Source organism: Goekera deserti, assembly GCF_010685995.1.
GTDB lineage: Bacteria > Actinomycetota > Actinomycetes > Mycobacteriales > Geodermatophilaceae > Goekera > Goekera deserti.
In genome coordinates this window covers 351115-373599 of sequence record NZ_JAAGWK010000005.1, presented here as the reverse complement: position 1 = coordinate 373599, position 22485 = coordinate 351115, and the positions used below count along the sequence as shown (strand labels likewise).

The following is a 22485-nucleotide window of genomic DNA, read 5'->3' as shown; positions in this document are numbered from 1 at the left end:
AAGGAGAGCCGGTTCCCGTCCAGCACCGACCCCGGCGCGTTGTTGCCCGAACGCAGCTCCACCACCGAACAGCCCCCAGAGAGCACACACACAGCAGCGAGCAACAACGCGATCACCACGCCGCGGCGCCGCCGTGCCCAGGGCGGGGGGCAGGGGGGTGCGCTGGCCAGCTTCTCGGTCAGCGCCCACGGGTCGATGTCGGCGGCGACCAGTGACGCCTGGTCGAACGACATCAGCCGAAGGCCAGCTGGTAGCGGATCGACCCGGCGAACTCATCGGCGCGGCCCAGGGTCATGTCGACTCTCACGTCGATGGAGACGCCGGGGGCGACCGGTCGGTCCCAGGACCGCTGGACGCGCTCGCCGAAGGAGGCCTGAGAGCCCCAGGGGTTGGGCGCTCCGCTCGTCGACGGGGTGAGGGTGGCGGTGACCTCGGCCGGGTCGATCCCCAGCACGGTGGCGGCGGCGTCGAGGCGCTGGCGGGTCTGCGCCTCCGTGCCGTTCTCGTACACCTCTGCACTGATCGGTGGGCCGTCCGGTCCGGTGGCCCGAGCCGAGAGGCCGTCTGCGGTCACGGTCAGCCGACCGGTCGGCAGGGTGACGTCGATGGTGAACACGTCGCCGGGACGGGTGTTCACGTAGGCGTCGCGGTAGCCGGGCAGGAAGGCCAGGGCTTCCCGGTCGGGTGGGTGGGTGAGGTCCAGGGGCATCCGGCCGTCGACGAGGACCCGGTCGATCGCGGGGTTGTGGTAGACGTCCACCTCGAACTCGTAGAGCACCTGGACGCCGGTCTCGAACGAGCGCAGCTGCACCTGGGCGGACAGCCAGCCGTCGACGAACCCGTACAGCACCCCGGCCTGGGGCACGGGTGCTTTGCCGCTGGCCGACAGCCCTGGGGTGACCCGGGTGATGTCGGCGGGGTCCAGGCCGAGCAGGTCTGCGTCGGCGAGCAGGCTGGCGGTGACGTTCTCGCCGGGGGCGAACTTGCGGTTGATCGAGAAGAACTTGGGCTCCCGCGGGCCGTCGCCGTAGGCGTCGACACCGCCGGCGCCGTCGGTGTCGATCGAGACGATCCTCGCCGGGATCTGCAGGGTGCCGGTCGGCAGCTGCACCGTGACGGCGAAGTCCTCTTCGTCCCGCTGGTAGGCCTTGAAGTTCTTGTCGCCGGTCATCCCGACGTCCGCGCGGGTGGGGCGGGTGGTGAGGTCGAAGGAGAGCCGGTTCCCGTCCAGCACCGACCCCGGCGCGTTGTTGCCCGAACGCAGCTCCACCACCGAACAGCCCCCGGAGAGCAGACACACAGCGGCGAGCAGCAACGCGATCACCACGCCGCGGCGCGGCCCCGCCCGGAGCCCTGACGGGTCCATCCCGCTGCACCTCGATCCGTGTCGAGACTGCAGCGTCCCAGGTCGGAGCGGGTCGGGCGTGCCCGATCGCCCGATCGAGGGACCCGGAGACGCGACCGGCCCGCCCCCCGGAGGGAGACGGGCCGTGCAGCTCGGCGTCCGGCCCCGTGCAGGGGCAGAGGCCCGTCGTCAGACGAGCGCGGCGTCCAGGGTGATCTCGACGCCGGTGAGGGCCTTGCTGACCGGGCAGCCGGCCTTGGCGCCCTGCGCCGCCTGCTCGAAGCCGGCGGCGTCCAGGCCGCTGACCTCGCCGCGCACGGTGAGCGCGATCCCGGTGAGCTGGAAGCCCCCGCGCGCCTCGTCCGGACCCAGCGAGACGTCGGCGGAGACCTCGAGGCTCTCGGTGGTGCCACCGGCCTCGGCGATCATGGCCGAGAGCTGCATGGCGAAGCACGCGGAGTGGGCGGCGGCGATGAGCTCCTCGGGGCTGGTGGTGCCCGCGGCCTCGTCAGCGGCGCGCTTGGGGAACGAGACGTCGTAGGTGCCGACCTTCGAGCTGCTCAGCTCGACCTGGCCGGAGCCCTCCTGCAGGCTGCCGTTCCATGCGGTGCGTGCGGTGCGCGTGGGCATCGGTTCTCCTCCTCGACGCGGGGTGACTGCGGGTGCAGCCACGACCGGGTGTGCCCCGATGTGTCGTGCACAACCGCCTCAGCGGACCGGCGTGTTCCCCGGCGTCATCGCGCGCTGGGCCAGCACCCGCAACCGCTCCTTGAGCTCGTCGAACTCGGTCATCCCGAGACCGAGGGCGTCGATCATCTCCTCCGAGATGGCCATGCCCTTCTCCTCCAGCGCGCGACCGGCGTCGGTGAGGGTGATCGAGACCGAGCGCTCGTCCTCCACGCGCCGGGCCCGGCTGACCAGCCCAGCGGCGGTGAGCCGCTTGAGCAGCGGGGAGAGGGTGCCGGAGTCCAGGGCGAGTCGGGCACCCAGTTCACCCACGGTCTGGTCGTCGCGCTCCCAGAGCAGCATCATGACCAGGTACTGGGGGTACGTCAGCCCGATCTGCTCGAGCATGGGCCGATATCGACCGGTGACCGCACGGGATGCCGCATAGAGGGCAAAGCACAGCTGGTCGTCGAGTGCCACGCTGGGTGGCCGGACGTCCGTCATCCTCACAGCGTAGGTCTCCCGGCCTGCTCGTGCGCGGATCCGCGTCACGGCTCACACCACGTCGTCGATCCGGAGTTGAGCGGAACAGGCTCAACCCCGCTGCCGTTGCACGTGTCGACGCCGCGGCCCGACACCCGCGGCACACCGGAGCACCCGCATCGAGAGGACTCTCTCCGCCGTCATGGAGAACAAGCTCACCACCCGCTCGCAGGAGGCCTTCACCTCCGCCCAGCGCCTCGCCGTCGACCGTGGGCACGCCGGCCTGGAGCCCCTGCACCTGCTGGTCGCCCTGCTCCAGCAGGGCGACGGCATCGCCGGACCGCTGCTGCAGGCGGTCGGCGCCGACCCCGCCGACGTGCGGGCCAAGGCCGACGCCGCCCTCGCCCGGATGCCGCGGGTCAGCGGGGCGACCGTCGCTGCCCCCGCGCCCTCGCGCGAGCTGCTCCGGGTGATCAACCTGGCCGGCGAGCAGGCCGGCGCGCTGGGCGACGAGTACGTCTCCACCGAGCACCTGCTGGTCGGGCTGGCCGCGGCCGGCGGTGAGGCCGGCTCCGTGCTGGCCGCCGCGGGCGCCACCCAGGAGACGCTGCTGGCCGGTTTCCGCACCGTGCGCGGCAGCCGCCGGGTCACCACCGCCGACCCGGAGAACACGTACCAGGCCCTGGAGAAGTACGCCGTCGACCTGACCGCCCGCGCCCGCGAGGGGCGGCTGGACCCGGTCATCGGCCGGGACACCGAGATCCGCCGGGTGGTGCAGGTGCTCTCCCGGCGCACCAAGAACAACCCGGTGCTCATCGGTGAGCCCGGGGTGGGCAAGACCGCCATCGTCGAGGGGCTGGCCCAGCGGATGGTCGCCGGCGACGTGCCGGAGAGCCTCAAGGGCAAGCGGCTGATGTCGCTGGACCTCTCCTCCATGGTCGCCGGGGCCAAGTTCCGCGGCGAGTTCGAGGAGCGGCTCAAGGCCGTGCTGCAGGAGATCACCGACTCCGCCGGCGAGATCGTCACCTTCATCGACGAGCTGCACACCATCGTCGGCGCGGGGGCCAGTGGCGAGTCCGCCATGGACGCCGGCAACATGATCAAGCCGATGCTGGCCCGCGGTGAGCTGCGCATGGTCGGCGCCACCACGCTCGACGAGTTCCGCGAGCACATCGAGAAGGACCCCGCGCTGGAGCGGCGCTTCCAGCAGGTCTTCGTCGGCGAGCCCTCGGTCGAGGACACCATCGGCATCCTGCGCGGGCTCAAGGAGCGCTACGAGGTGCACCACGGCGTGCGGATCACCGACGCCGCGATCGTCGCCGCCGCGGCGCTGTCGGACCGCTACGTCACCGCACGGTTCTTGCCGGACAAGGCCATCGACCTGGTCGACGAGGCCGCCAGCCGGTTGCGCATGGAGATCGACAGCCGCCCGGTCGAGGTCGACGAGGTCGAGCGGGTGGTGCGCCGGCTGGAGATCGAGGAGATGGCCCTGGCCAAGGAGGACGACGAGGCCTCCGCGCAGCGGCTGGTCGCCCTGCGCGAGGACCTCGCCGACCGGCGCGAGCTGCTGGACGAGCTGACCGCCCGCTGGCAGCAGGACAAGGGCGCCATCGACCGCATCCGGCAGAGCAAGGAGGAGCTGGAGGCGGTGCGCTCCGACGCCGAGCGCGCCGAGCGGGACGGCGACCTGGCCCGCGCCGCCGAGCTGCGCTACGGCCGGCTGCCGGGTCTGGAGAAGGAGCTGCGCGCCGCCGAGGCGTCGGTGGCGTCGGGGGAGTCGATGCTCAAGGAGGAGGTCGGCCCGGACGACATCGCCGAGGTCGTGCAGGCCTGGACCGGCATCCCGGCCGGGCGGCTGCTGGAGGGCGAGACGGCCAAGCTGCTGCGGATGGAGGACCTGCTCGCCGAGCGGGTCGTCGGGCAGGCCGACGCCGTCCGGGCCGTGGCCGACGCGGTGCGCCGGGCACGGTCCGGCGTGGCCGACCCCGACCGGCCGACCGGCTCGTGGCTGTTCCTCGGCCCGACCGGGGTGGGCAAGACCGAGCTGGCGAAGGCGCTGGCCACGTTCCTGTTCGACGACGAGCGCGCCATGGTGCGCATCGACATGAGCGAGTACTCCGAGAAGCACTCGGTGGCCCGCCTGGTGGGCGCCCCGCCCGGCTACGTCGGCTACGAGGCCGGCGGGCAGCTCACCGAGGCGGTGCGGCGGCGTCCCTACACCGTGGTGCTGCTCGACGAGGTGGAGAAGGCGCACCCGGACGTGTTCGACGTCCTGCTGCAGGTGCTGGACGACGGCCGGCTCACCGACGGTCAGGGGCGCACGGTCGACTTCCGCAACACGCTGCTGATCCTGACCTCCAACCTGGGGTCGCAGCTGATCACCGACCAGTCGCTGGACGACGAGCAGCGGCGCCAGGCCGTGCTGGGCGTGGTGCAGCAGCACTTCAAGCCGGAGTTCCTCAACCGGCTGGACGACGTGGTGGTCTTCCGGTCGCTGGGCACCGACGAGCTCGCCGGCATCGTGGACATCCAGCTGGGCGTGCTGGCGCGCCGCCTGGCGGCCCGCCGGCTCAGCCTGCAGGTCACCGACGCCGCCCGCGAGTGGCTGGCCATCACCGGCTTCGACCCGGTCTACGGCGCGCGCCCGCTGCGCCGGCTGATCCAGGCCACCATCGGTGACCAGCTCGCCCGTGCCCTGCTGGCCGGGGAGATCCGGGACGGTGACACCGTGCTGGTCGACGCGCTGGACGCCATCGGCGGCGCCCCGGGTGCCTCCGGGTTGCGGGTCACCCGCGCCGGCTCGGCGCCCGCGGCGGCGCCGGGCAGCGAGCTCGCGCTCGACTGAGCGGCGGCGTCCACGCCCGCCGGCCCCGTGCCGGCGGGCGCTGACCATCACCCGATGGTGCGTCGTGCTGGCGTCCGGGGCTGCGAGACGGCAGGGTCCGGTGTGACCTGCCCATCTCAGGAGGAGTTCCGATGACCGCTGGTCCCCAGCCCCCCTACGGTCAGCAGCCGCCCGACGGCCAGTCCGGCCACGGCCCGTCCGGGTACGGCCCGCCGCCCGGCCCCGGAGGCTCCTGGGGAGCCGCCCCGCCGCCGCCGGAGCCCACCCGGTCGACCACGCCCACGGCCCGCCCGAGCACGGTGCGCACCGGCATCTACGCCCTGGTGGCCAACGTGGTCATCGGGCTGCTCGCCTCCGTGCTGACCTTCGGCTCCCTGGACAGCCTCGCCGAGGACGCCGCGCGAGACGGCGGCATCTCCGTGGCGGACGCCCGCACGGCCGTCGTGATCGGCGCGGTCATCGGCCTGGTGTTCGTCGCCCTCTACTGCGTCGTGCTCTGGTTCGCGTGGCAGGGCCGCAACTGGGCCCGCATCGTGCTGTTCGTGCTGGGTGGCCTGAGCCTGCTGTTCGGCCTGCTCGGGCTCGCCAGCGCGGGAGGCGTGCAGCTGCTGCTGTCGGTGGTCCAGCTGGTCCTGCTGGCGGTCGGCATCGTCTACCTGGCGCTGAAGCCGTCCAGCGAGTGGTACCGGGCGGAGAAGCAGCGGCGATCGGGCGCCCAGTACTGACCGTGACCCCGCCCGGCCGGGCAGGAGCCCGGTCGGGCGGGTCGGTGGCTGTGACAGCCGCCACGGAGCTGGTGTCGGCCCGCCGCCGAGAGCAGCGTCGCGAGAGCACGCAACTGGTCGGTTGACCTGCAGTTTCGGGCATCGGAGGCACGTCCGGGCGCTGTTCGCACGCTGTGTGGTGGCTGGCAGCAACATGGTCGTTACGCATTCGTGATGAACCTTTGGTCCTCAGCCAGCGAACGTCCAGCGTGACCATCACCGAGCAGGCCCCGGCAGCACCGGCCGGCAGCGAGCCCCAGGCGCCCCGCGCCGGGCGGGTGCTGCGCCGGGTGCTGGCAGCCCTCGCGGGCCTGCTCGCCGCCGCCGTCGCCCTGGGCGTCGCGGAGCTCGTCGCCGGACTGATCGGCCGGGCCTCCTCGCCGGTCGTCGCGGTCGGCGACGCGGCCATCACGCTCACCCCCGAGTGGGCCAAGGACTTCGCCATCCGGAACTTCGGCGAGAACGACAAGATCGTCCTCGTCGGCGGCGTCTTCGTGGTCATCGCCCTCCTCGCCCTGGCGATCGGCCTGGTCTCGTTGCGCAGCCGGCTGGCCGGAGTGCTCGGACTGGTCGTCTTCGGTGCCGTGGGCGTCCTCGCCGCGGTCACCCGCCCGGTCAACGGACTGCTCGACGGCCTGCCCTCGGTGGTCGGCCCGCTCGTCGGCGCGGTCGCCCTGCTCTTCCTGATCGCCCCCCTCGTCGCCCCCCGGACGCCGGCTCCCGCGACGCCGGGCGCACCGGGCGCCGCGGCCCCCGAGGCCCCGCGGAAGCACGCCGACGAAACCGTGATGGAGCAGCTCCGCGAGGTGCTGGCCTCCGGTGACCGCAAGGGCTTCGCCCTGGACCGGCGCCGCTTCTTCCTCACCAGCGGGGTGGCCGTCGGGGCCGCCGTCGTCACCGGTGGGGGCGGGCGGCTGCTCCAGCGCCGCTTCTCCGTGGCCGGCGACCGGGCAGACCTCGCGCTGCCGACCCCGTCGTCCGCGGCGCCGGCACTGCCGGCCGGCGCCGACCTGTCGACGTCGACCCCCGGCCTGACGCCGCTGTTCACCAAGAACTCGGACTTCTACCGGGTCGACACCGCCATCACGGTGCCGCAGCTGAGCCCGTCGTCCTACGAGCTGACGCTGCGCGGGATGTTCGACTCCCCGCGCACCTACAGCCTGCAGGACCTCTTCGAGCGCGACGACGTCATCGAGCGGGACATCACGCTCACCTGCGTCTCCAACGAGGTCGGCGGCACGCTGGCCAGCACCGCCCGCTGGATCGGCGTCCCGCTGAAGAACATCCTGGAGGAGAACGGCATCCAGTCCGGCTCGGACCAGCTGGTCTGCCGCTCCAGCGACGGCATGACCATCGGCACGCCGACCGAGAGTGCGCTGAACGTCCCCGACGCGATGCTCGCCTTCGGGATGAACGGTGAGCCGCTGCTGGTGGAGCACGGCTTCCCGGTGCGGATGCTGGTCCCCGGCCTCTACGGCTACGTGTCGGCCTGCAAGTGGCTGACCGAGATCGAGGCCAGCACCTACGACGCCTTCGACGTCTACTGGACCGCCCGCGACTGGGCAACCGACGCGCCGATCAAGGTCTTCTCCCGGGTCGACACCCCCGCGCCGCTGGGCCGCTTCCCGGCCGGCCGGGTCGCCATCGCCGGCGTCGCCTGGGCGCAGACCCGCGGCATCGCCAGCGTCGAGGTCCAGGTCGACGGCGGTGCCTTCACCCCTGCGCAGCTCTCGCCCGAGGTCAACTCGGACCTCTGGCGCCAGTGGGTGCTCCCCTACGACTTCGCCCCCGGCCAGCACTCGATCACGGTGCGGGCCACGGACGGAGACGGCACCACCCAGACCACCGATCGGGCCCGCCCCAAGCCGAACGGCGCGACCGGGCTGCACACGATCCAGGTCATCACCACCTGACCCCACCGGGTCCCCACAACTCGTCGTCGGCCACCCGGCCGGAGGCGCTTCCGGGTCACCACTGACCGGTCACACCTGCGACACGCCGTCGCACGAGAAGCACGAAGGAGCTCCACCGTGAAGAGCAACCTCATGACCCGCAGCGCCGCACTGGCCGGCGCCGCCGCCCTGGCCCTCACCCTGAGCGCCTGTGGCTCCGACGACAGCGACACCGCTGCCGAGTCGACCAGCGCCGGGACGTCGTCCTCGTCGTCCTCCGCTGCCGCCACCACCACCGAGGCCGCTCCCGCCGCCGACGCACCCTTCGGTCCGGGCTGCGCCTCGGTCCCCACCACGGGTGCCGGTTCGTTCGACGGCATGTCGGCCGACCCGGTCGGCACCGCCGCCGGCAACAACCCGCTGCTGTCGACGCTGGTCACCGCCGTCACCGCCGCCGACCTGGGCGACACGCTGAACACACTGTCCGCGGCCACCGTCCTCGCGCCGGTCAACGACGCCTTCGCCGCCATCCCGCAGGATGCGCTGCAGGCCACGCTGGCCGACGTCCCCGGGCTCACCAAGATCCTGACCCACCACGTGATCCCGGAGCGCCTGTCGCCGGAGCAGCTGGCCGGCACCTTCACCACCGCCGCCGGCGACGAGGTCACCATCACCGGTTCCGGTGAGAACTTCAGCATCGACGCCGCCGGCACCCTGCTCGGCACCAGCCCGGCCACGGTCATCTGCGGCAACGTGCAGACCGCCAACGCCACCGTGTACATCATCGACCAGGTCCTCAAGCCCGCTGCCTGATCGACTGATCGCACCCCTGCCGGCTCGCTGAGCCGGTGACGCCAGGGCCGTTGCCCGACCTCGTGTCGGGCAACGGCCCTGTCTCGTTCGGGGTCTCGGTTCCGCGGGCGGTGGCCCCGGACAGGACGGTCGCGAACGCCGTCCACGCGGCGTACGGGACCAGCGCGGGGCGGCTCACCCGGGCAGTCCGACCCACCGAGTCGACCGTGGACCGGGTCGGCTCGGCGCTACGCTCCGCAGCGGTCAGCCTGACCGCCGTCCCCGTGTGGACCGGATGTCGTCCTGGAGGGGAACGCCGCCGTGGCGGATCGTTGGTCGAGCCGTCCAGGGCCTCCAGAACACCGTGTGGCCCCACGGCCGGTGTCACGCACGGCTGCTGTCGTCTGGAGCAGTGCGATCTTCGTGGTGCTCTACGCCTACGTAGCGCTCCAGTACCACCCCTTCGACATCGGCGAGCACTGCGAGCTCCACTACGGCCAGCCGTTCGACGCGAAGGCCTACCTCGAGCTGAGTTCCGACATACCGGTGCGCCAGTTCTGCAACCCCACGTTCGACATGGTCCCCGCGTACATCAACCCTGTTCTCGCGATCTCGCTCAGCGCCGTGGTCATCTCACTCGGTCGCTGGCTGCGGCAGCACTTCCGATCCCGCACGTAGGCGAGCGCATCGTGCTGGCTGTGCGCGGGCCGTCGATCGGGATCGATGGACGTCGTACCTCCGGGTCCGCCGGGTGCTCGTCCGTCCTCCGGACCGGACGCGAGTCGCTCGACGAGCGGTGACCGGCGGCATCGACCCCCGTCGTGGTCCCGCCGGAGGCCTCAGTTGCGGCGGGCGATGGCCCCGGACAGGACGGTGGCGAACGCCGTCCACGCGGCGTACGGGACCAGTGCGGCCGCCGCCGGGCGGCTCACCCGGGCCGCCCGGCGCACCAGGTCGACCGTGGAGACGGTCAGCGCGGCGCTCTCCACCGTGGCCGCCCAGGGCCGGTGCGCCCGGAAGAACAGCGGCGTCCAGGCGGTGTTCAGGGCCAGGTTCGCGCCGTAGGCGCGGGCGAACCCGGCGCGTTCCCGGCCGGAGCTGCGGGCCAGCACCTCGCCGCCGCTCCAGGCGATGCCGGCGTAGAGCGCCGTCCACACGATGCCGAAGGTCTGCGGCGGCGGGTACCAGGACGGCAGGTCCAGCCCGCGGAACCACCGGCTGTCGGCGTCGGTGGCGAGCCCGCCGGTCACCGCCGCCCCGACGCACAGTGCTGCGGCCGCGGTCCGGTCCCGGGTGCTCGTCATGCCCGCCATGGTGCGCCTGCCGGCCGGTGGACCGCCCCTGTGGCGCCCCGCCGGGTCTCCTAGGGTCAGGCCATGACCGCAGCGACCGCCCATCCCGACCGTGACCGGCTCCGGCAGCTCATCGTCGACCTGGCCGTGGTGCACGGGAAGGTCACCCTGAGCTCCGGTCGGGAGGCCGACTGGTACATCGACATGCGGCGCCTCACGCTGCACCACGAGGGCGCGCCGCTGGTCGGCCGGGTGATGCGCCAGCTCACCGGCGACCTGGTCTACGACGTCGTCGGCGGGCTGACGCTGGGCGCCGACCCGGTGGCCACGGCCATGCTGCACGCCGCCTCCGACGGCGCCGGGTTCCTGGACGCCTGCGTCGTCCGCAAGCAGGGCAAGGCGCACGGGCTGCAGCGGCGGATCGAGGGCCCGGACGTCGCCGGCCGGGCGGTGCTCGTGGTCGAGGACGTGTCCACCACCGGCGGCAGCCCGCTCACCGCCGTCGAGGCCCTGCAGGAGGCCGGCGCCGAGGTGATCGCGGTGGCCGTCGTCGTCGACCGCGGGGCCCGGGCCGCCGTCCAGGCCGCCGGCCTGGAGTACCGCGCCGCGTTCGAGCTCGCCGACCTCGGCCTCGCCTGACCCCGGCCCGCCTGGCCCCGGCCCGCCTGGCCCCGGCCCGCCTGACTTTCGCCCGGAGGAGTCAGGCGGGGCGGTGGCGGCGGGTGCGGAGGTACTCGACGCCCACCGGCACCAGCGAGAGCAGCACCACCAGCAGGGCGAACGCCTCCACGTGCGCCCGGACGACGTCCACCCCACCCAGCCAGTACCCGAGCACGGTCACCCCGGCGCCCCACAGCACACCGCCGACCACCGAGTACAGCGCGTAGGCCCCGAAGCTCATCCGGGAGGCCCCCGCCATCACGGTGGCGAAGGTGCGCACCACGGGCACGAAGCGGGCCAGCACGATCGTGCGGGCACCGTGCCGCTCGAAGAAGGCGTGCGCCCGGTCGACGTGGGCGGTCTTGAAGAAGCGGCCGTCCTCGCGGTGGAACACCGCCGGCCCGGCCCGGTACCCGATCGCGTAGCCGACCAGGTTGCCCGCGATCGCCGCCAGCGGGATCAGCACCAGCAGCACCCACAGCGGCGCGAGGCTCACCCCGGCGATGCCGCCGGCCGCGATCAGCCCGGCGGTGAACAGCAGGGAGTCCCCGGGCAGGAAGAAGCCGACGAGCAGCCCCGTCTCGGCGAACACGATCAGCAGCACGCCGGCCAGGCCGAAGGCGTCGAGCAGGTGCTGCGCGTCCAGGAGCTGGGGCAGGGCCTCGGTGGTCACCGGCGCACCGTAGGGGCGCATCCTGGGAGACGGCTGGACGGGCACGGTGCCCGGGACGGGGTCACCGTACCGTCGCACGGGTGACCGTCACCACACCCAGCTGGGTCGCCGACCTGCGCGCCGCACTCGGCACCGACAGCGTCCTCACCGACCCCGACGTCACCGCCGGCTACTCCCGCGACCAGGCGATGTTCGCCGAGGCCGGGGTCCCCGCCGCCGTCGTGCTGCCGCGCAGCACCGCCGACGTGGTCGCCGTCATGCAGACCGCGTCGCGGCACGGGGTGCCCGTCGTCCCGCGGGGCGGCGGGTCCGGGCTGGTCGGCGCGGCCAACGCCGTGGACGGCGTGATCACCCTGGTCACCACCCGGATGGACGCGGTGCTGGAGGTGTCGGCGACCGATCGGCTGGCCGTCGTCCAACCGGGGGTGGTGACCCGCGCGCTGCGCGACGCCGTCGCCGGGCTGGGGCTCTACTACCCACCGGACCCGGCCAGCTACGACTGGTGCACCCTCGGCGGCAACCTGGCCATGGACTCCGGCGGCCTGTGCTGCGTCAAGTACGGCGTCACGTCCGACCACGTGCTCGGCCTGGAGGTGGTGCTGGCCGACGGTCGCGTGCTGCGCACCGGCCGGCGCACCGTGAAGGGCGTCGCCGGGTACGACCTGACCCGGCTGTTCGTCGGGTCGGAGGGCACCCTCGGCGTGATCACCGAGGCCACGCTGTCGCTGCGGCCCGCCCCGGCGACCCCGGTCACCCTGGTGGCCTCCTTCGCCAGCACGGCGCAGACCGGCCGGGTGGTGCAGCGTGTGGTCACCGAGGGCCTGGTGCCGAGCATGCTCGAGGTGATGGACCGGACCTGCATCCGCGCCGTCGACGACCTGATGCGCTCGGGCCTCGACCGGGACGCCCACGCCCTGCTGATGGCCCAGTCGGACGCCGGCGGGGAGGCCGCGGTCGCCGAGATCGCCGCGTTGACCCGGATCTGCACCGACGAGGGTGCCGACCTCGTGCACTCCACCGACGACGCGGGCGAGGCCGACCTGCTGCTGGCCGCCCGGCGGATGGCCTGGCCGGCGCTGCAACGCCTGGGCAGCGGCCTGCTGCTGGACGACGTCGCGGTGCCGCGCGGGCGGATCGCGGACTTCATGGACGGCTGCCAGCAGGTCGCCGTCCGGGCCGGGCTGGTCGTCGCCGTGGTCGGGCACGCCGGGGACGGCAACATGCACCCCACCGTGGTCTTCGACCAGACCGACGCCGACCAGCGCACCCGCGCCCACGAGGCCTTCGACGCGATCCTGGCGCTGGGGCTGGAGCTGGGCGGCACGATCACCGGCGAGCACGGCGTGGGCCGGATCAAGACCGAGTGGCTGGAGCGCGAGCTCGGCCCGGTGTCGATGTCGGTGCACCGGGCGATCAAGGACGCACTCGACCCGCAGGGCCTGCTCAACCCCGGCACGATGTTCCGCCGCGCCGCCGTCGGCGACCTCCCCGCCGTCGCCTCCGCCCAGGCCTGAACGAGGAGGGCGCGGGGCTGGGAGGGTGGGGGCATGAGCCAGCAGCGACTCGTGGTCATCGGTGGGGACGCGGCCGGCATGTCGGCGGCCGCGCAGGCGCGGCGGCTGCGGAGCGTCGACGAGCTGGACGTCGTCGTGCTCGAGCAGGGCCCGGACGTCTCGTTCTCCGCGTGCGGCATCCCCTACTGGGTCGGTGACACGGTGGGCTCCCGCGAGGAGCTGATCGCGCGCACCCCGGCCGAGTTCGCCGCCGGCGACATCGAGGTGCGTACCGGCACGCGGGCCACCGAGGTCGACCTGGACGCCGGGGTGGTGGTCACCGGCGGGGGCGAGCGGCTGGGCTGGGACCGGCTCGTGGTGGCCACCGGCGGGCGGCCCAGCCGGCCGCCTGTCCCAGGCCTGGACGCCCCCGGCGTGCACGGCGTGCACCGGCTGGCCGACGGCGCCCGGATCCGCGGCGTGCTGGACGGCGGCGCCCGCCGGGCCGTGGTGCTGGGCGGGGGCTACATCGGCCTGGAGATGGCCGAGCAGCTGCAGGGCCGCGGCCTGGAGGTGACCGTCGTGCTGGCCGACGACCTGCCGATGCAGTCCCTCGACCCGGACATGGGCCTGCGGGTGTGCGAGCACCTGGGCTCGATGGGCATCGACGTGCACCCGGGGGAGGCGGCCCGGGAGATCGAGCTGGACGGCGCCGGCACCGCACGCGCGGTGCGCACCGACGCCGGCTCGTACGCGTGCGACCTCGTCGTCCTGGGGCTGGGCATGGGCCCGGAGGTGGCGCTCGCCGACGCCGCCGGCCTGCAGCTGGGCGTCACCGGCGCGATCGACGTCGACGCCACCCAGCGCAGCCGGTCCCACCGGCAGGTGTCCGCCGCCGGCGACTGCGCGCAGACGTTCTCCCGGATCACCGGCGAGGCCGCGCACGTCGCCCTGGGCACCCACGCCAACCGGCAGGGTCGGGTCGCGGGCTCGGTGATCGGCGGCCGCCCGGCGCGGTTCGGCGGCGTGCTGGGCACGGCGATCACCAAGGTGGGCGACCTGGAGATCGGCCGGACCGGGCTCTCGTCGGCGGAGGCGGAGAGTGCCGGCTTCGCGTACACCACCGAGACCGTGCAGAGCACCACCCGGGCCGGCTACTACCCGGGCGCCACCGGCATCACGGTGAAGGTGCTGGCCGAGCGCGGGTCGGGCCGGTTGCTCGGCGCGCAGGTGCTGGGTGGTGCGGGCGCCGGCAAGCGGGTGGACGTGTTCGCCACGGCCCTCTGGGCGGGCCTCACGACCGACGAGCTGGCCGCGGCCGACCTCTCCTACGCCCCGCCGTTCTCCCCGGTGTACGACCCGGTCAGCGTCGCCGCCCGGGTGGCCGGCCGGTCGTCCCGGGGCTGACCCGCGACGGACCCCGGCCGCGCGGCACCCGGGGATGCGCGGGGACGGTCCGTCCCACTGTCCGGCGCACCCGGCGAGCCGGGATACTGACCGCGAGCCCTGACCCGATGCCCACCACCGAACCCCTGGAGCGTCCCCGTGCCGATCGCGACCCCCGAGGCCTACGCCGACATGCTCGACCGGGCGAAGGAGGGCGGCTTCGCCTACCCGGCGATCAACTGCACCTCCTCCGAGAGCGTCAACGCCGCCCTCAAGGGCTTCGCGGACGCCGGGAGCGACGGGATCATCCAGTTCTCCACCGGTGGTGCCGAGTTCGCCTCCGGCCTGGGCATCAAGGACATGGTCACCGGTGCCGCGGCGATGGCCGAGTTCGCGCACGTGGTCGCCGCGCGCTACCCGGTGCAGATCGCCCTGCACACCGACCACTGCCCCAAGGACAAGCTGGACAGCTACGTCCGCCCGCTGATCGCCCTCTCCCAGGAGCGCGTGGACGCCGGCAAGGAGCCGCTGTTCCAGTCGCACATGTGGGACGGCTCGGCCATCGACCTCGACGAGAACCTGCAGATCGCCGCCGAGCTCATCGAGAAGACCGCGTCGGCCAAGATCGTGCTCGAGGTGGAGATCGGCGTCGTCGGCGGCGAGGAGGACGGCGTCGCGCACGACATCAACGAGAAGCTGTACACCGCCGAGGGCGACTTCGTCGCCACCGCGAAGGCGCTCGGGTTGGGCGAGAAGGGCGTCTACCTGCTGGCGGCGACCTTCGGCAACGTGCACGGCGTCTACAAGCCTGGCAACGTGAAGCTGCGGCCGGAGATCCTCAAGCAGGGCCAGGACGTCGTCTCCAAGGAGCTGGGGCTGCCCGAGGGCAGCAAGCCGTTCAACCTGGTCTTCCACGGCGGGTCGGGCTCGGCGCAGTCGGAGATCCGTGAGGCGCTGAGCTACGGCGTGGTGAAGATGAACGTCGACACCGACACGCAGTACGCCTTCACCCGCCCCATCGCCGGGCACATGTTCAGCAACTACGACGGCGTCCTCAAGGTCGACGGCGAGGTGGGCGTGAAGAAGACCTACGACCCGCGCACCTACATGAAGCTGGCCGAGGCCTCGATGTCCGCCCGCGTGCAGCAGGCCTGCGAGGACCTGCTGTCCGCCGGTCAGAGCAAGGGCTGATCGACGTGACCCACGCGCACCACAACCTGCTCGGCGAGCCGCCCGCCACGAAGCTGCCCACCAACCCCGAGGCCGACGCCGCGCTCGCCGCGGGCACGGCCCCGGCCGAGGTGGCCGCGGCGCACCCCACGGTGAGCGCTGCCTGGGCGGCGCTGGCCGAGGACGCCCTGCAGCGGGGTGCCACGATCGAGGCCTACGCCTACGCCCGCACCGGCTACCACCGCGGCCTGGACGCGCTGCGGCGCAACGGCTGGAAGGGCTTCGGCCCGGTGCCGTGGTCGCACGAGCCCAACCGCGGCTTCCTGCGCTGCGTGCAGGCCCTCGCCGCCGCCGCGGACCGGATCGGCGAGGCCGACGAGGCCGCGCGCTGCGCCCAGCTGCTGGGCGACTGCGACCCGTCGCTCCAGCGGTGATCAGCTGAGCTGATCACCGTCCGGCCGAGCTCACCAGCGTTGGTGCACTCGGCCGGACACTGCTGAACCCAGCTGATCCACGCTGCGGGTGCGGGTGCGGGTGCGGATCAGCCCGGCGGGGTCAGCGGGGCAGGTCGGGGTGCAGCTGGCGCAGCGTCTCGGTCAGCCGGCGCAGGTCGTCCCCGCCGGCCAGCAGCCGGGTGAGGTCCTCGACGTCGACGTCGTCGCGGGTGAGGTTGCTGGCCACCTGCCCGTGCGCCATCAGCACGTAGTGGTCGCCGACCAGGTGGGCGTACTGCGGGTTGTGCGTCACGAACACCACCGCCAGGCCCCGGCCGCGCGCGGCGACCAGCGACTCCAGCACCAGGGCGTGCTGCGCCACGGTGAGCGGCGCGGTCGGCTCGTCGACCACCAGCGCCCGGGCCCCGAAGTGCAGCGCGCGGGCGATCGCCAGGCTGTGCCGCTCCCCGGCGCGCAGCGCGCTCGCCGGGGCGTCCGGGTCGATCCCGGTGACGCCGATCCGGGCCATCTCCCGCACCGTGGTGTCCCGGGCGGCGTCCAGGTCGAGCTGGCGGAACGGCCAGACCCCCCGGGTCGGCTCCGCGCCGAGGAAGAAGTTCCGCCAGACCGACATCACCGGCGCCACCGCGAGGTCCTGCCACACGGTGGCGATGCCGGCCGCCCGGGCCTGCCCCGGCGTGCGGAAGCGGACCGCCTGGCCGTCCAGCAGCAGCTCGCCCTCGTCGTGCCGCTGCAGGCCGGACAGCAGGGCCACCAGGGTGGACTTGCCCGACCCGTTCTCCCCGAGCACGCAGGTCACCTCGCCGGCGCGCAGCGTCAGCGAGACCCGGGACAGCGCGGCCACGCTGCCGAAGCGTGCGGTGACGCCGCGCAGCTCCAGCAGCGGCGCGACGGCCGGGACGGCGGCACTGCCGAGCGCGGTGCTCACGACCGGGGCACCGCGAGCAGCCGGCGGCGCACGATGCTGTTGGCCAGCAGGGCCAGCAGCAGCAGGACGCCGAGGAAGACCTGGAACCAGCGCGGGTCCCAGCCGGCCAGCACGATGCCCTGGCTGGCCACCGCGTACAGCAGCGAGCCCAGCGCCGCGCCCACCGCGGAGCCGTAGCCACCGGTGAGCAGGCAGCCGCCGATCACCGCGACCACCAGGTACTGGATCTCCGAGCCGAGCACCGGGTCGACCTGCACCCCGCGCAGCCGCACCAGGCCGAGCGTGCCGATCAGCCAGCCGGCGGCCGCGGTGCCCAGGAACAGCAGCACCGTGGTGCGCGCCACCGGCACGCCCAGCTCGCGGGCGGCCTGCGGCGCGCCGCCGCTGGCGAACACCGCGTTGCCGAACCGGGTGCGCCAGAGCAGGAACCCGGCCAGCGCGGTCACCAGCACCCACCAGAGCAGGGCCACCCGGAACCGGCCGTCACCGACCTGCAGGGTCGCCCCGAACACCCGGCGGGCCGACTCCCAGCCAGCTGCGGCGCCCAGCCCGCCCACCCGCGAGGTGCCCGCCACCGCCGACGCCACCGCCAGGGACGTGCCCTGCAGCACCAGGAACGTGGCCAGGGTGACCAGGAAGCTCGGCAGCCCGGTGCTCACCACCAGCAGCCCGTTGACCGCCCCCATCAGCAGTGCGGCGGTCAGCGAGACGGCCAGCGCGGGCCAGATGCCCCAGCCGGCCTCGGACACCAGCAGGGCGGTCACCAGCGAGCTGGCCACGGAGATCACCCCGATGGACAGGTCGAACTGCCCGGCGACCAGCAGGACGGCGACCGCCACGCTGCCGATGCCCAGCAGCGAGGCGATGTCCAGCACCGACGCCAGACCCCCGGTGCTCAGCAACCCGGGGGACTCCACGCCGAAGAAGGCCACCACGGCGACCAGCCCGACCAGCGCACCCAGGCTGGGTCGGGCGAGCGCCTCGGGCAGCAGCCGGTGCCCGGGCGCCGGGGGCTGCGGCGCGGGGCGGAACGGGCCGAGGACCGCCCGGCGCGGCGCAGTCACGACCCGGTCCGGCGGGGGCGGCGGGACGACGGCAGCGGAGCCTCCTCGGCGCGGGTGTGCGCCCAGTGTCCACGATCGGCACCGCTCCCGGCTCCCCGGGCGGGCCCCGTCCGCACGCCCGGGCGCGGCGGACGCGGGGCTGGGGGGACAGGTCCGCCGTCAGGGGCGGAGCCGCCAGCGCACCCGGTCGTCGGCGTACCAGGTCCAGCGGCTCACCGGCCTGTCCAGCAGGACGCCGTCGCGCCACACCCGGGCCGGGTCGCAGGCCACCTGGAGGACCCGGCCGGTGCTGCGCCGGGCCGGCCGCAGCGGCACCGTCACCACCGCCACGCTCAGCGTGTCCGGCGTCGACCGGTCGGGCCGCACCTCCAACCGGCTGACCTCGCCGTCGGCGACCCGCGCGTCGTCGTGGTGCGCCTGGGCGCCGAACCGGGCGGGGCGCCGGAACCGGCTCGGGGCCGGGTCCGCCGTGGCGGCCAGCCGGCCGTGCTGCAGCAGCACACCACCGTGGTCGTCGCGCACCAGACCCAGCTCCCGCTCGCCGTCCGCGGCGCCGATGCCCAGGTCGCGGGCCAGCCCCCGGGACGCCGGGTCGTCGGCCGGGTCCCACCCCAGGGACACCGCGGGCAGTCGGCCGGCCTTCCACAGCGCCGCGAGCGCGGCGGCGAGCGCGGGCACCGGCCCGCGCACCAGCACGTGCTCGGCGTCCTCCAGCACGGCGGTGACCGTGCTGCGCGGGGGCGCCGCGGCGGGATCCGACCCGCGCAGGTCGAGTTCCCTCATCCGCATGCGGATACCCTGCCACCTGCCATCCGGGGACGGTCCGGTATCGATGTGAACGAGGTGGACGACCCATGCCCGCAGTTGTGCTGATCGGCGCCCAGTGGGGCGACGAGGGCAAGGGCAAGGCCACGGACATCCTGGGCGAGCGGGTGCCCTACGTCGTCCGCTACCAGGGGGGCAACAACGCCGGCCACACCGTCATCACCCCCGACGGTGAGCGCTACGCCCTGCACCTGATCCCGTCCGGCGTGCTGACGCCGGGCTGCACGCCGGTGATCGGCAACGGCGTCGTCGTCGACGCCGAGGTGCTGATCGGTGAGCTCGCCGGCCTGGAGGAGCGCGGGGTGGACACCTCGCGGCTGGTCATCTCCTCCGACGCGCACCTGATCATGCCGCACCACCGCGCCCTGGACCGGGTCACCGAGCGGTTCCTCGGCAAGTCCAAGATCGGCACCACCGGGCGCGGCATCGGCCCCTGCTACGGCGACAAGGTCGCCCGGGTGGGCATCCGCGCGCAGGACCTGCTGGACATGGACTCCTTCCGCGACAAGGTCGAGGCCGTGCTGCGGGAGAAGAACCAGATCCTGGTCAAGGTCTACAACCGCAAGGCCATCGACGTCGACGAGGTGGTCGCGGAGTACTCGGCGTACGCCGACCAGCTGCGGCACCGCATCGTCGACACCCGGCTGCTGCTGGCCCACGCGCTGGGGGCGGGGGAGTGGGTGCTGCTGGAGGGCTCCCAGGGCACCCTGCTGGACGTCGACCACGGCACCTACCCGTACGTGACGTCGTCGTCCCCGACCGCGGGCGGTGCGTCGGCCGGCTCGGGCATCGGCCCCACCCGGATCGAGCGGGTGGTCGGCATCCTCAAGGCGTACACGACCCGCGTCGGCTCCGGCCCGTTCCCCACCGAGCTGCACGACGCGAACGGCGAGTACCTGCGCAAGCAGGGCGGCGAGGTGGGCGTCACCACCGGCCGCGACCGCCGCTGCGGCTGGTTCGACGCCGTGATCGCCCGGTACGCCAGCCGGGTCAACGGCATCACCGACTTCTTCCTCACCAAGCTCGACGTGCTGAGCTCGCTGGAGACGGTGCCGATCTGCGTGGCCTACGACGTCGACGGCGTGCGGCACGACGAGATGCCGATGACCCAGACCGACTTCATGCGGGCCACGCCGGTCTACGAGGAGATGCCCGGCTGGTTCGAGGACATCACGCACTGCCGCCGCTTCGACGAGCTGCCGGCCAACGCGCAGGCCTACGTCCTCCGCCTGGAGGAGCTCTCCGGCGCCCGGGTCAGCGTCATCGGCGTCGGCCCCGGCCGTGACGAGAACGTCGTCGTCCACGACCTGCTCGACTGAGGAAGGACCCCGCCGCCCCCCACGACGCGCTCCGCGCGCCGCGGGCCGCTGCAGCGGGGCCTGCGCTGCCCCCATGACGCGCTGCGCGCGCCGCGGGCCCCTGAAGCAGGGCCTGCGGCGCCGCCCACGACGCGCTCCGCGCATGTGGCCCCCTCGCAGGGTCTCGCCGCGAGCCTGCGAGGGGTGGGGGCGAGGGGGTCCTTCGTCAGACGCCGCGGCGGGCGGTGACCAGCTCGCGGGTGGCGACGGTGACCTCGGCGCGGGCGGCGACGGCGATGTCGGGGTGGTCGGTGATGACCCCGTCCAGGCCCAGCGCCCACAGCAGTGCGACCTCGGCGCGGGCGTCACCGAGCGCGGCCGGGTCGGTGCCCTGGCGCAGGTGCAGCGGCAGGTACGCGTTCTCCGCGCGCAACGTCCACACGAACACGCAGAGACCGGCCCGGTGTGCCTGGCTGACCAGGTCCGAGACGCCCACGAGGTTCTGCTCGGCGTCGCGCACCAGCACCCGGCCCTTGCCCGGTCCGACGCCCTGGGCGTACGTGGAGACCTCACGCAGCCCGGCCGGGGTGACCATGGCGTCGTGCTCGTCGCCCTCGTCGTCGACCAGCTGCACCATCCGCGGACCGTGCTCACCCAGCTGGGCGCGCAGCCAGCGCAGCGCGGCGGCGTCGAAGCTCTGCAGGACGACCGGGCCGTCCTCGCCCGTGGCGTCCAGCCGGCGCAGTTCGTCGGCGACGAGCCGGGTGTAGGGCATGCCCTGCTCGGCGTACCAGGTGGGGTGCTTCAGCTCGGCCAGTACCCGCACGCGGCGCTGCGGGGTGGAGCGCCGGCGCACCAGGGCGACGATGTCGGCCAGCGTGAGGATGCCCTCGGTGCCGTCGTAGGCGGTGTTCAGCGGCCGCAGATGGGGGTTCTTCTCCACCGCGCGCAGGGTGCGCAGCTCGGCGAGGGTGAAGTCCTCGACGAACCAGCCGGTCTGCTGCTTGCCGTTGACCACCTGGGTGCGGTGGCGATCGGCGAACTCGGGGTGGGCGGCGACGTCGGTGGACAGGGAGAGCTCGTTCTCGTGCCGGGCGATCAGTGCGCCGTCGCGGCTGAGGACGATGTCGGGCTCGATCAGGTCGGCGCCCATGTCGATGGCGAGCTCGTAGCTCGACATCGTGTGCTCGGGGCGGTAGCCGGGTGCGCCGCGGTGTCCGATGACCACGGGAGCGGCCGGACGACGCTGGGTACGGACGACCATCTGGTCGGTCTCGTGCATGACTCCATCGCACCCTCTGAAGGTGTCCGATGCACGAACGACATCCTTACGCATGCCGAAAAATCGGCAGACGGAGCGCTCACCTGCAGAGCACCATGACCCCTGTGGCAGACATCTCACTCCTCGGGTGGAGATCCGGGCGCGTGTCGCGTTTCGACGGTGCCGAACCGGCCCGGGTGGCCCGCGTGGACCGCGGCCGGCTGACGGTGCTCGGCGCGTGCGGCCCGGCGCGGGTGGTCCCGTCCGCGGCGCTGTACGCCGACGACTCCGGGGGCCCGGCCGTCGGTGACTGGGTCGCGGTGCGCGGCGAGGTCGCCGTCGAGCTGCTGCCCCGCACGTCGGCGTTCACCCGCACCGCCGCTGGGCGCACGTCGGCACCACAGGTGGTGGCGGCCAACATGGACGCCGTCCTGGTGGTCGACTCGCTGGCCGGCCCGCTGCGGCTGACCCGCATCCAGCGCTACCTCGCCGTGGCCTGGGGCAGCGGCGCGAGCCCGGTGGTGGTGCTCACCAAGGCCGACCTCTGCGACGACGACGACGCCGAGGTGGCGGCGGTGCGCGCCGATGCGCCCGGCACGCACGTGCTGGCGGTCAGCTCGCTCACCGGGCAGGGCGTCGACGCCGTCGCCGCGCTGCTCGGGCCCGGGTGCACCGGGGCGATGGTGGGGCCCTCCGGTGTCGGCAAGTCCAGCCTGCTCAACGCCCTGACCGGCGGCGCGGTGGCCGACACCCGGGAGGTGCGCGACGACGGCCGCGGCCGGCACACCACCACCGCGCGGCAGCTGCACCTGCTGCCCGGCGGTGGGCTGCTGATCGACACCCCGGGCATGCGCGAGCTGGGCCTGCACGACGACGCCGACGGCCTGGACCGGGCCTTCGCCGACGTGGCCGAGGCCGCCGGGCAGTGCCGGTTCCGGGACTGCGAGCACCGCACCGAGCCCGGCTGCGCGGTCGCCGCGGCCATCGACGACGGCGTGCTGGACCCCGACCGGCTGCGGTCCTGGCGCAAGCTGCAGCGCGAGTCCGAGCGCCAGCAGGCCCGGGCCGACGCCCGGGTGCGGGCCACCCAGCAGGCCCGGGCCAAGGCCCTGGTCCGCTCGGTGCGCACCTCTCGGGCGGGCCGCGGCGCCACCCGCTGAGCCGCGCCGACCGGGGCGCCGTCGTCCGGTCGG

At 73.9% G+C, this 22485-nt stretch carries 22 protein-coding genes; 12 read left to right on the top strand and 10 right to left on the bottom strand.

Going from position 1 to position 22485, the window contains the following annotated elements:
- The 4 genes from G1H19_RS03335 to G1H19_RS03320 all read right to left on the bottom strand — a co-directional run.
- Positions 1 to 233: hypothetical protein (locus G1H19_RS03335; RefSeq protein ID WP_163638773.1), on the bottom strand; the 233-nt coding region annotated here is incomplete at its 3' end.
- Positions 233 to 1366, bottom strand: coding sequence for a hypothetical protein (locus G1H19_RS03330; RefSeq protein WP_162393183.1), 1134 nt, complete (start codon positions 1364 to 1366; stop codon positions 233 to 235). The genes G1H19_RS03330 and G1H19_RS03335, both read right to left, overlap by 1 nt.
- Before the next feature lie 168 nt (positions 1367 to 1534).
- Positions 1535 to 1975, bottom strand: a complete 441-nt coding sequence (locus tag G1H19_RS03325; protein ID WP_152730227.1) for an OsmC family peroxiredoxin — start codon at positions 1973 to 1975, stop codon at positions 1535 to 1537.
- Positions 1976 to 2053: 78 nt separating this feature from the next.
- Positions 2054 to 2419, bottom strand: coding sequence for a MarR family winged helix-turn-helix transcriptional regulator (locus tag G1H19_RS03320; RefSeq protein WP_322099368.1), 366 nt, complete (start codon positions 2417 to 2419; stop codon positions 2054 to 2056).
- A 277-nt stretch (positions 2420 to 2696) separates the two neighbouring features.
- Here G1H19_RS03320 and clpB point away from each other — a divergent pair, with 277 nt between their 5' ends.
- From clpB to G1H19_RS03295, 5 genes are all read left to right on the top strand, one after another.
- Positions 2697 to 5339: an ATP-dependent chaperone ClpB gene (gene clpB / locus G1H19_RS03315; RefSeq protein WP_152730225.1), complete on the top strand. Its 2643-nt coding sequence runs from the start codon at positions 2697 to 2699 to the stop codon at positions 5337 to 5339.
- A gap of 131 nt (positions 5340 to 5470) precedes the next feature.
- The gene (locus G1H19_RS03310) at positions 5471 to 6064 is read left to right on the top strand and encodes a hypothetical protein (RefSeq protein ID WP_152730224.1); all 594 of its coding nucleotides are present in this window, start codon (positions 5471 to 5473) and stop codon (positions 6062 to 6064) included.
- Between the two features lie 248 nt (positions 6065 to 6312).
- Entirely contained in the window at positions 6313 to 8016 is a 1704-nt protein-coding gene (locus tag G1H19_RS22910) for a molybdopterin-dependent oxidoreductase (RefSeq protein ID WP_202925945.1), read from the top strand.
- Positions 8017 to 8133: 117 nt separating this feature from the next.
- Complete coding sequence (locus tag G1H19_RS03300) at positions 8134 to 8808, top strand: fasciclin domain-containing protein (RefSeq protein ID WP_235928184.1); 675 nt, start codon at positions 8134 to 8136, stop codon at positions 8806 to 8808.
- 405 nt (positions 8809 to 9213) lie between these two features.
- Positions 9214 to 9465 (top strand): hypothetical protein, encoded by a 252-nt coding sequence (locus G1H19_RS03295; protein WP_152730223.1) that lies wholly within the window; start codon positions 9214 to 9216, stop codon positions 9463 to 9465.
- A 161-nt stretch (positions 9466 to 9626) separates the two neighbouring features.
- Here G1H19_RS03295 and G1H19_RS03290 read toward each other — a convergent pair whose 3' ends face one another.
- Entirely contained in the window at positions 9627 to 10091 is a 465-nt protein-coding gene (locus G1H19_RS03290; RefSeq protein ID WP_152730222.1) for a TspO/MBR family protein, read from the bottom strand.
- Positions 10092 to 10163: 72 nt separating this feature from the next.
- Between G1H19_RS03290 and pyrE the strand changes: the two genes are divergently transcribed.
- A complete protein-coding gene (gene pyrE, locus G1H19_RS03285) occupies positions 10164 to 10718 on the top strand; it encodes an orotate phosphoribosyltransferase (RefSeq protein WP_152730221.1) in 555 nt (184 codons plus the stop codon).
- Positions 10719 to 10779: 61 nt separating this feature from the next.
- On the opposite strand, the gene G1H19_RS03280 is transcribed toward pyrE, so the two are convergent.
- Complete coding sequence (locus G1H19_RS03280; protein WP_235928183.1) at positions 10780 to 11412, bottom strand: DedA family protein; 633 nt, start codon at positions 11410 to 11412, stop codon at positions 10780 to 10782.
- A gap of 80 nt (positions 11413 to 11492) precedes the next feature.
- On the opposite strand from G1H19_RS03280, the gene G1H19_RS03275 reads away from it, so the two are divergent.
- The 4 genes from G1H19_RS03275 (at position 11493) to G1H19_RS03260 (ending at position 15895) form a co-directional block, all read left to right on the top strand.
- Positions 11493 to 12926, top strand: a complete 1434-nt coding sequence (locus G1H19_RS03275; protein ID WP_202925944.1) for an FAD-binding oxidoreductase — start codon at positions 11493 to 11495, stop codon at positions 12924 to 12926.
- A 33-nt stretch (positions 12927 to 12959) separates the two neighbouring features.
- On the top strand, positions 12960 to 14312 hold the full coding sequence (locus G1H19_RS03270) for an FAD-dependent oxidoreductase (RefSeq protein ID WP_152730219.1): 1353 nt from the start codon (positions 12960 to 12962) through the stop codon (positions 14310 to 14312).
- Between the two features lie 138 nt (positions 14313 to 14450).
- Complete coding sequence (fbaA, locus tag G1H19_RS03265) at positions 14451 to 15482, top strand: class II fructose-bisphosphate aldolase (RefSeq protein WP_162393181.1); 1032 nt, start codon at positions 14451 to 14453, stop codon at positions 15480 to 15482.
- Between the two features lie 5 nt (positions 15483 to 15487).
- Complete coding sequence (locus G1H19_RS03260) at positions 15488 to 15895, top strand: DUF3151 domain-containing protein (protein WP_162393180.1); 408 nt, start codon at positions 15488 to 15490, stop codon at positions 15893 to 15895.
- Between the two features lie 121 nt (positions 15896 to 16016).
- Here G1H19_RS03260 and G1H19_RS03255 read toward each other — a convergent pair whose 3' ends face one another.
- From G1H19_RS03255 to G1H19_RS03245, 3 genes are all read right to left on the bottom strand, one after another.
- Positions 16017 to 16844, bottom strand: coding sequence for an ATP-binding cassette domain-containing protein (locus G1H19_RS03255; protein WP_162393179.1), 828 nt, complete (start codon positions 16842 to 16844; stop codon positions 16017 to 16019).
- Entirely contained in the window at positions 16841 to 17908 is a 1068-nt protein-coding gene (locus tag G1H19_RS03250; RefSeq protein WP_174277975.1) for an ABC transporter permease, read from the bottom strand. Before G1H19_RS03250 ends, G1H19_RS03255 begins: the two co-directional genes overlap by 4 nt.
- A gap of 159 nt (positions 17909 to 18067) precedes the next feature.
- Positions 18068 to 18691, bottom strand: a complete 624-nt coding sequence (locus tag G1H19_RS03245; protein ID WP_235909808.1) for a hypothetical protein — start codon at positions 18689 to 18691, stop codon at positions 18068 to 18070.
- Positions 18692 to 18762: 71 nt separating this feature from the next.
- On the opposite strand from G1H19_RS03245, the gene G1H19_RS03240 reads away from it, so the two are divergent.
- Positions 18763 to 20052: an adenylosuccinate synthase gene (locus G1H19_RS03240; RefSeq protein ID WP_152730216.1), complete on the top strand. Its 1290-nt coding sequence runs from the start codon at positions 18763 to 18765 to the stop codon at positions 20050 to 20052.
- 205 nt (positions 20053 to 20257) lie between these two features.
- On the opposite strand, the gene G1H19_RS03235 is transcribed toward G1H19_RS03240, so the two are convergent.
- Complete coding sequence (locus G1H19_RS03235; protein WP_152730215.1) at positions 20258 to 21313, bottom strand: glycerophosphodiester phosphodiesterase family protein; 1056 nt, start codon at positions 21311 to 21313, stop codon at positions 20258 to 20260.
- Positions 21314 to 21456: 143 nt separating this feature from the next.
- On the opposite strand from G1H19_RS03235, the gene rsgA reads away from it, so the two are divergent.
- Positions 21457 to 22452 carry a ribosome small subunit-dependent GTPase A gene (gene rsgA / locus G1H19_RS03230; RefSeq protein WP_235928182.1) on the top strand — a complete coding sequence of 332 codons (996 nt, stop codon included), beginning with the start codon at positions 21457 to 21459 and terminating at the stop codon, positions 22450 to 22452.
- Positions 22453 to 22485 lie beyond the last annotated feature (33 nt).

What these genes read in the sequence shown, in the direction of transcription:
- G1H19_RS03310 (WP_152730224.1), top strand. Translation starts at nt 5,471, where the DNA reads ATGACCGCTGGTCCCCAGCCCCCCTACGGTCAGCAGCCGCCCGACGGC.
- G1H19_RS03325 (WP_152730227.1), bottom strand. Translation starts at nt 1,975, where the DNA reads ATGCCCACGCGCACCGCACGCACCGCATGGAACGGCAGCCTGCAGGAG.
- G1H19_RS03240 (WP_152730216.1), top strand. Translation starts at nt 18,763, where the DNA reads ATGCCCGCAGTTGTGCTGATCGGCGCCCAGTGGGGCGACGAGGGCAAG.
- pyrE (WP_152730221.1), top strand. Translation starts at nt 10,164, where the DNA reads ATGACCGCAGCGACCGCCCATCCCGACCGTGACCGGCTCCGGCAGCTC.
- clpB (WP_152730225.1), top strand. Translation starts at nt 2,697, where the DNA reads ATGGAGAACAAGCTCACCACCCGCTCGCAGGAGGCCTTCACCTCCGCC.
- G1H19_RS03330 (WP_162393183.1), bottom strand. Translation starts at nt 1,366, where the DNA reads ATGGACCCGTCAGGGCTCCGGGCGGGGCCGCGCCGCGGCGTGGTGATC.
- G1H19_RS03290 (WP_152730222.1), bottom strand. Translation starts at nt 10,091, where the DNA reads ATGACGAGCACCCGGGACCGGACCGCGGCCGCAGCACTGTGCGTCGGG.
- G1H19_RS03270 (WP_152730219.1), top strand. Translation starts at nt 12,960, where the DNA reads ATGAGCCAGCAGCGACTCGTGGTCATCGGTGGGGACGCGGCCGGCATG.
- G1H19_RS03320 (WP_322099368.1), bottom strand. Translation starts at nt 2,419, where the DNA reads ATGCTCGAGCAGATCGGGCTGACGTACCCCCAGTACCTGGTCATGATG.
- G1H19_RS03235 (WP_152730215.1), bottom strand. Translation starts at nt 21,313, where the DNA reads ATGCACGAGACCGACCAGATGGTCGTCCGTACCCAGCGTCGTCCGGCC.
- G1H19_RS03245 (WP_235909808.1), bottom strand. Translation starts at nt 18,691, where the DNA reads ATGAGGGAACTCGACCTGCGCGGGTCGGATCCCGCCGCGGCGCCCCCG.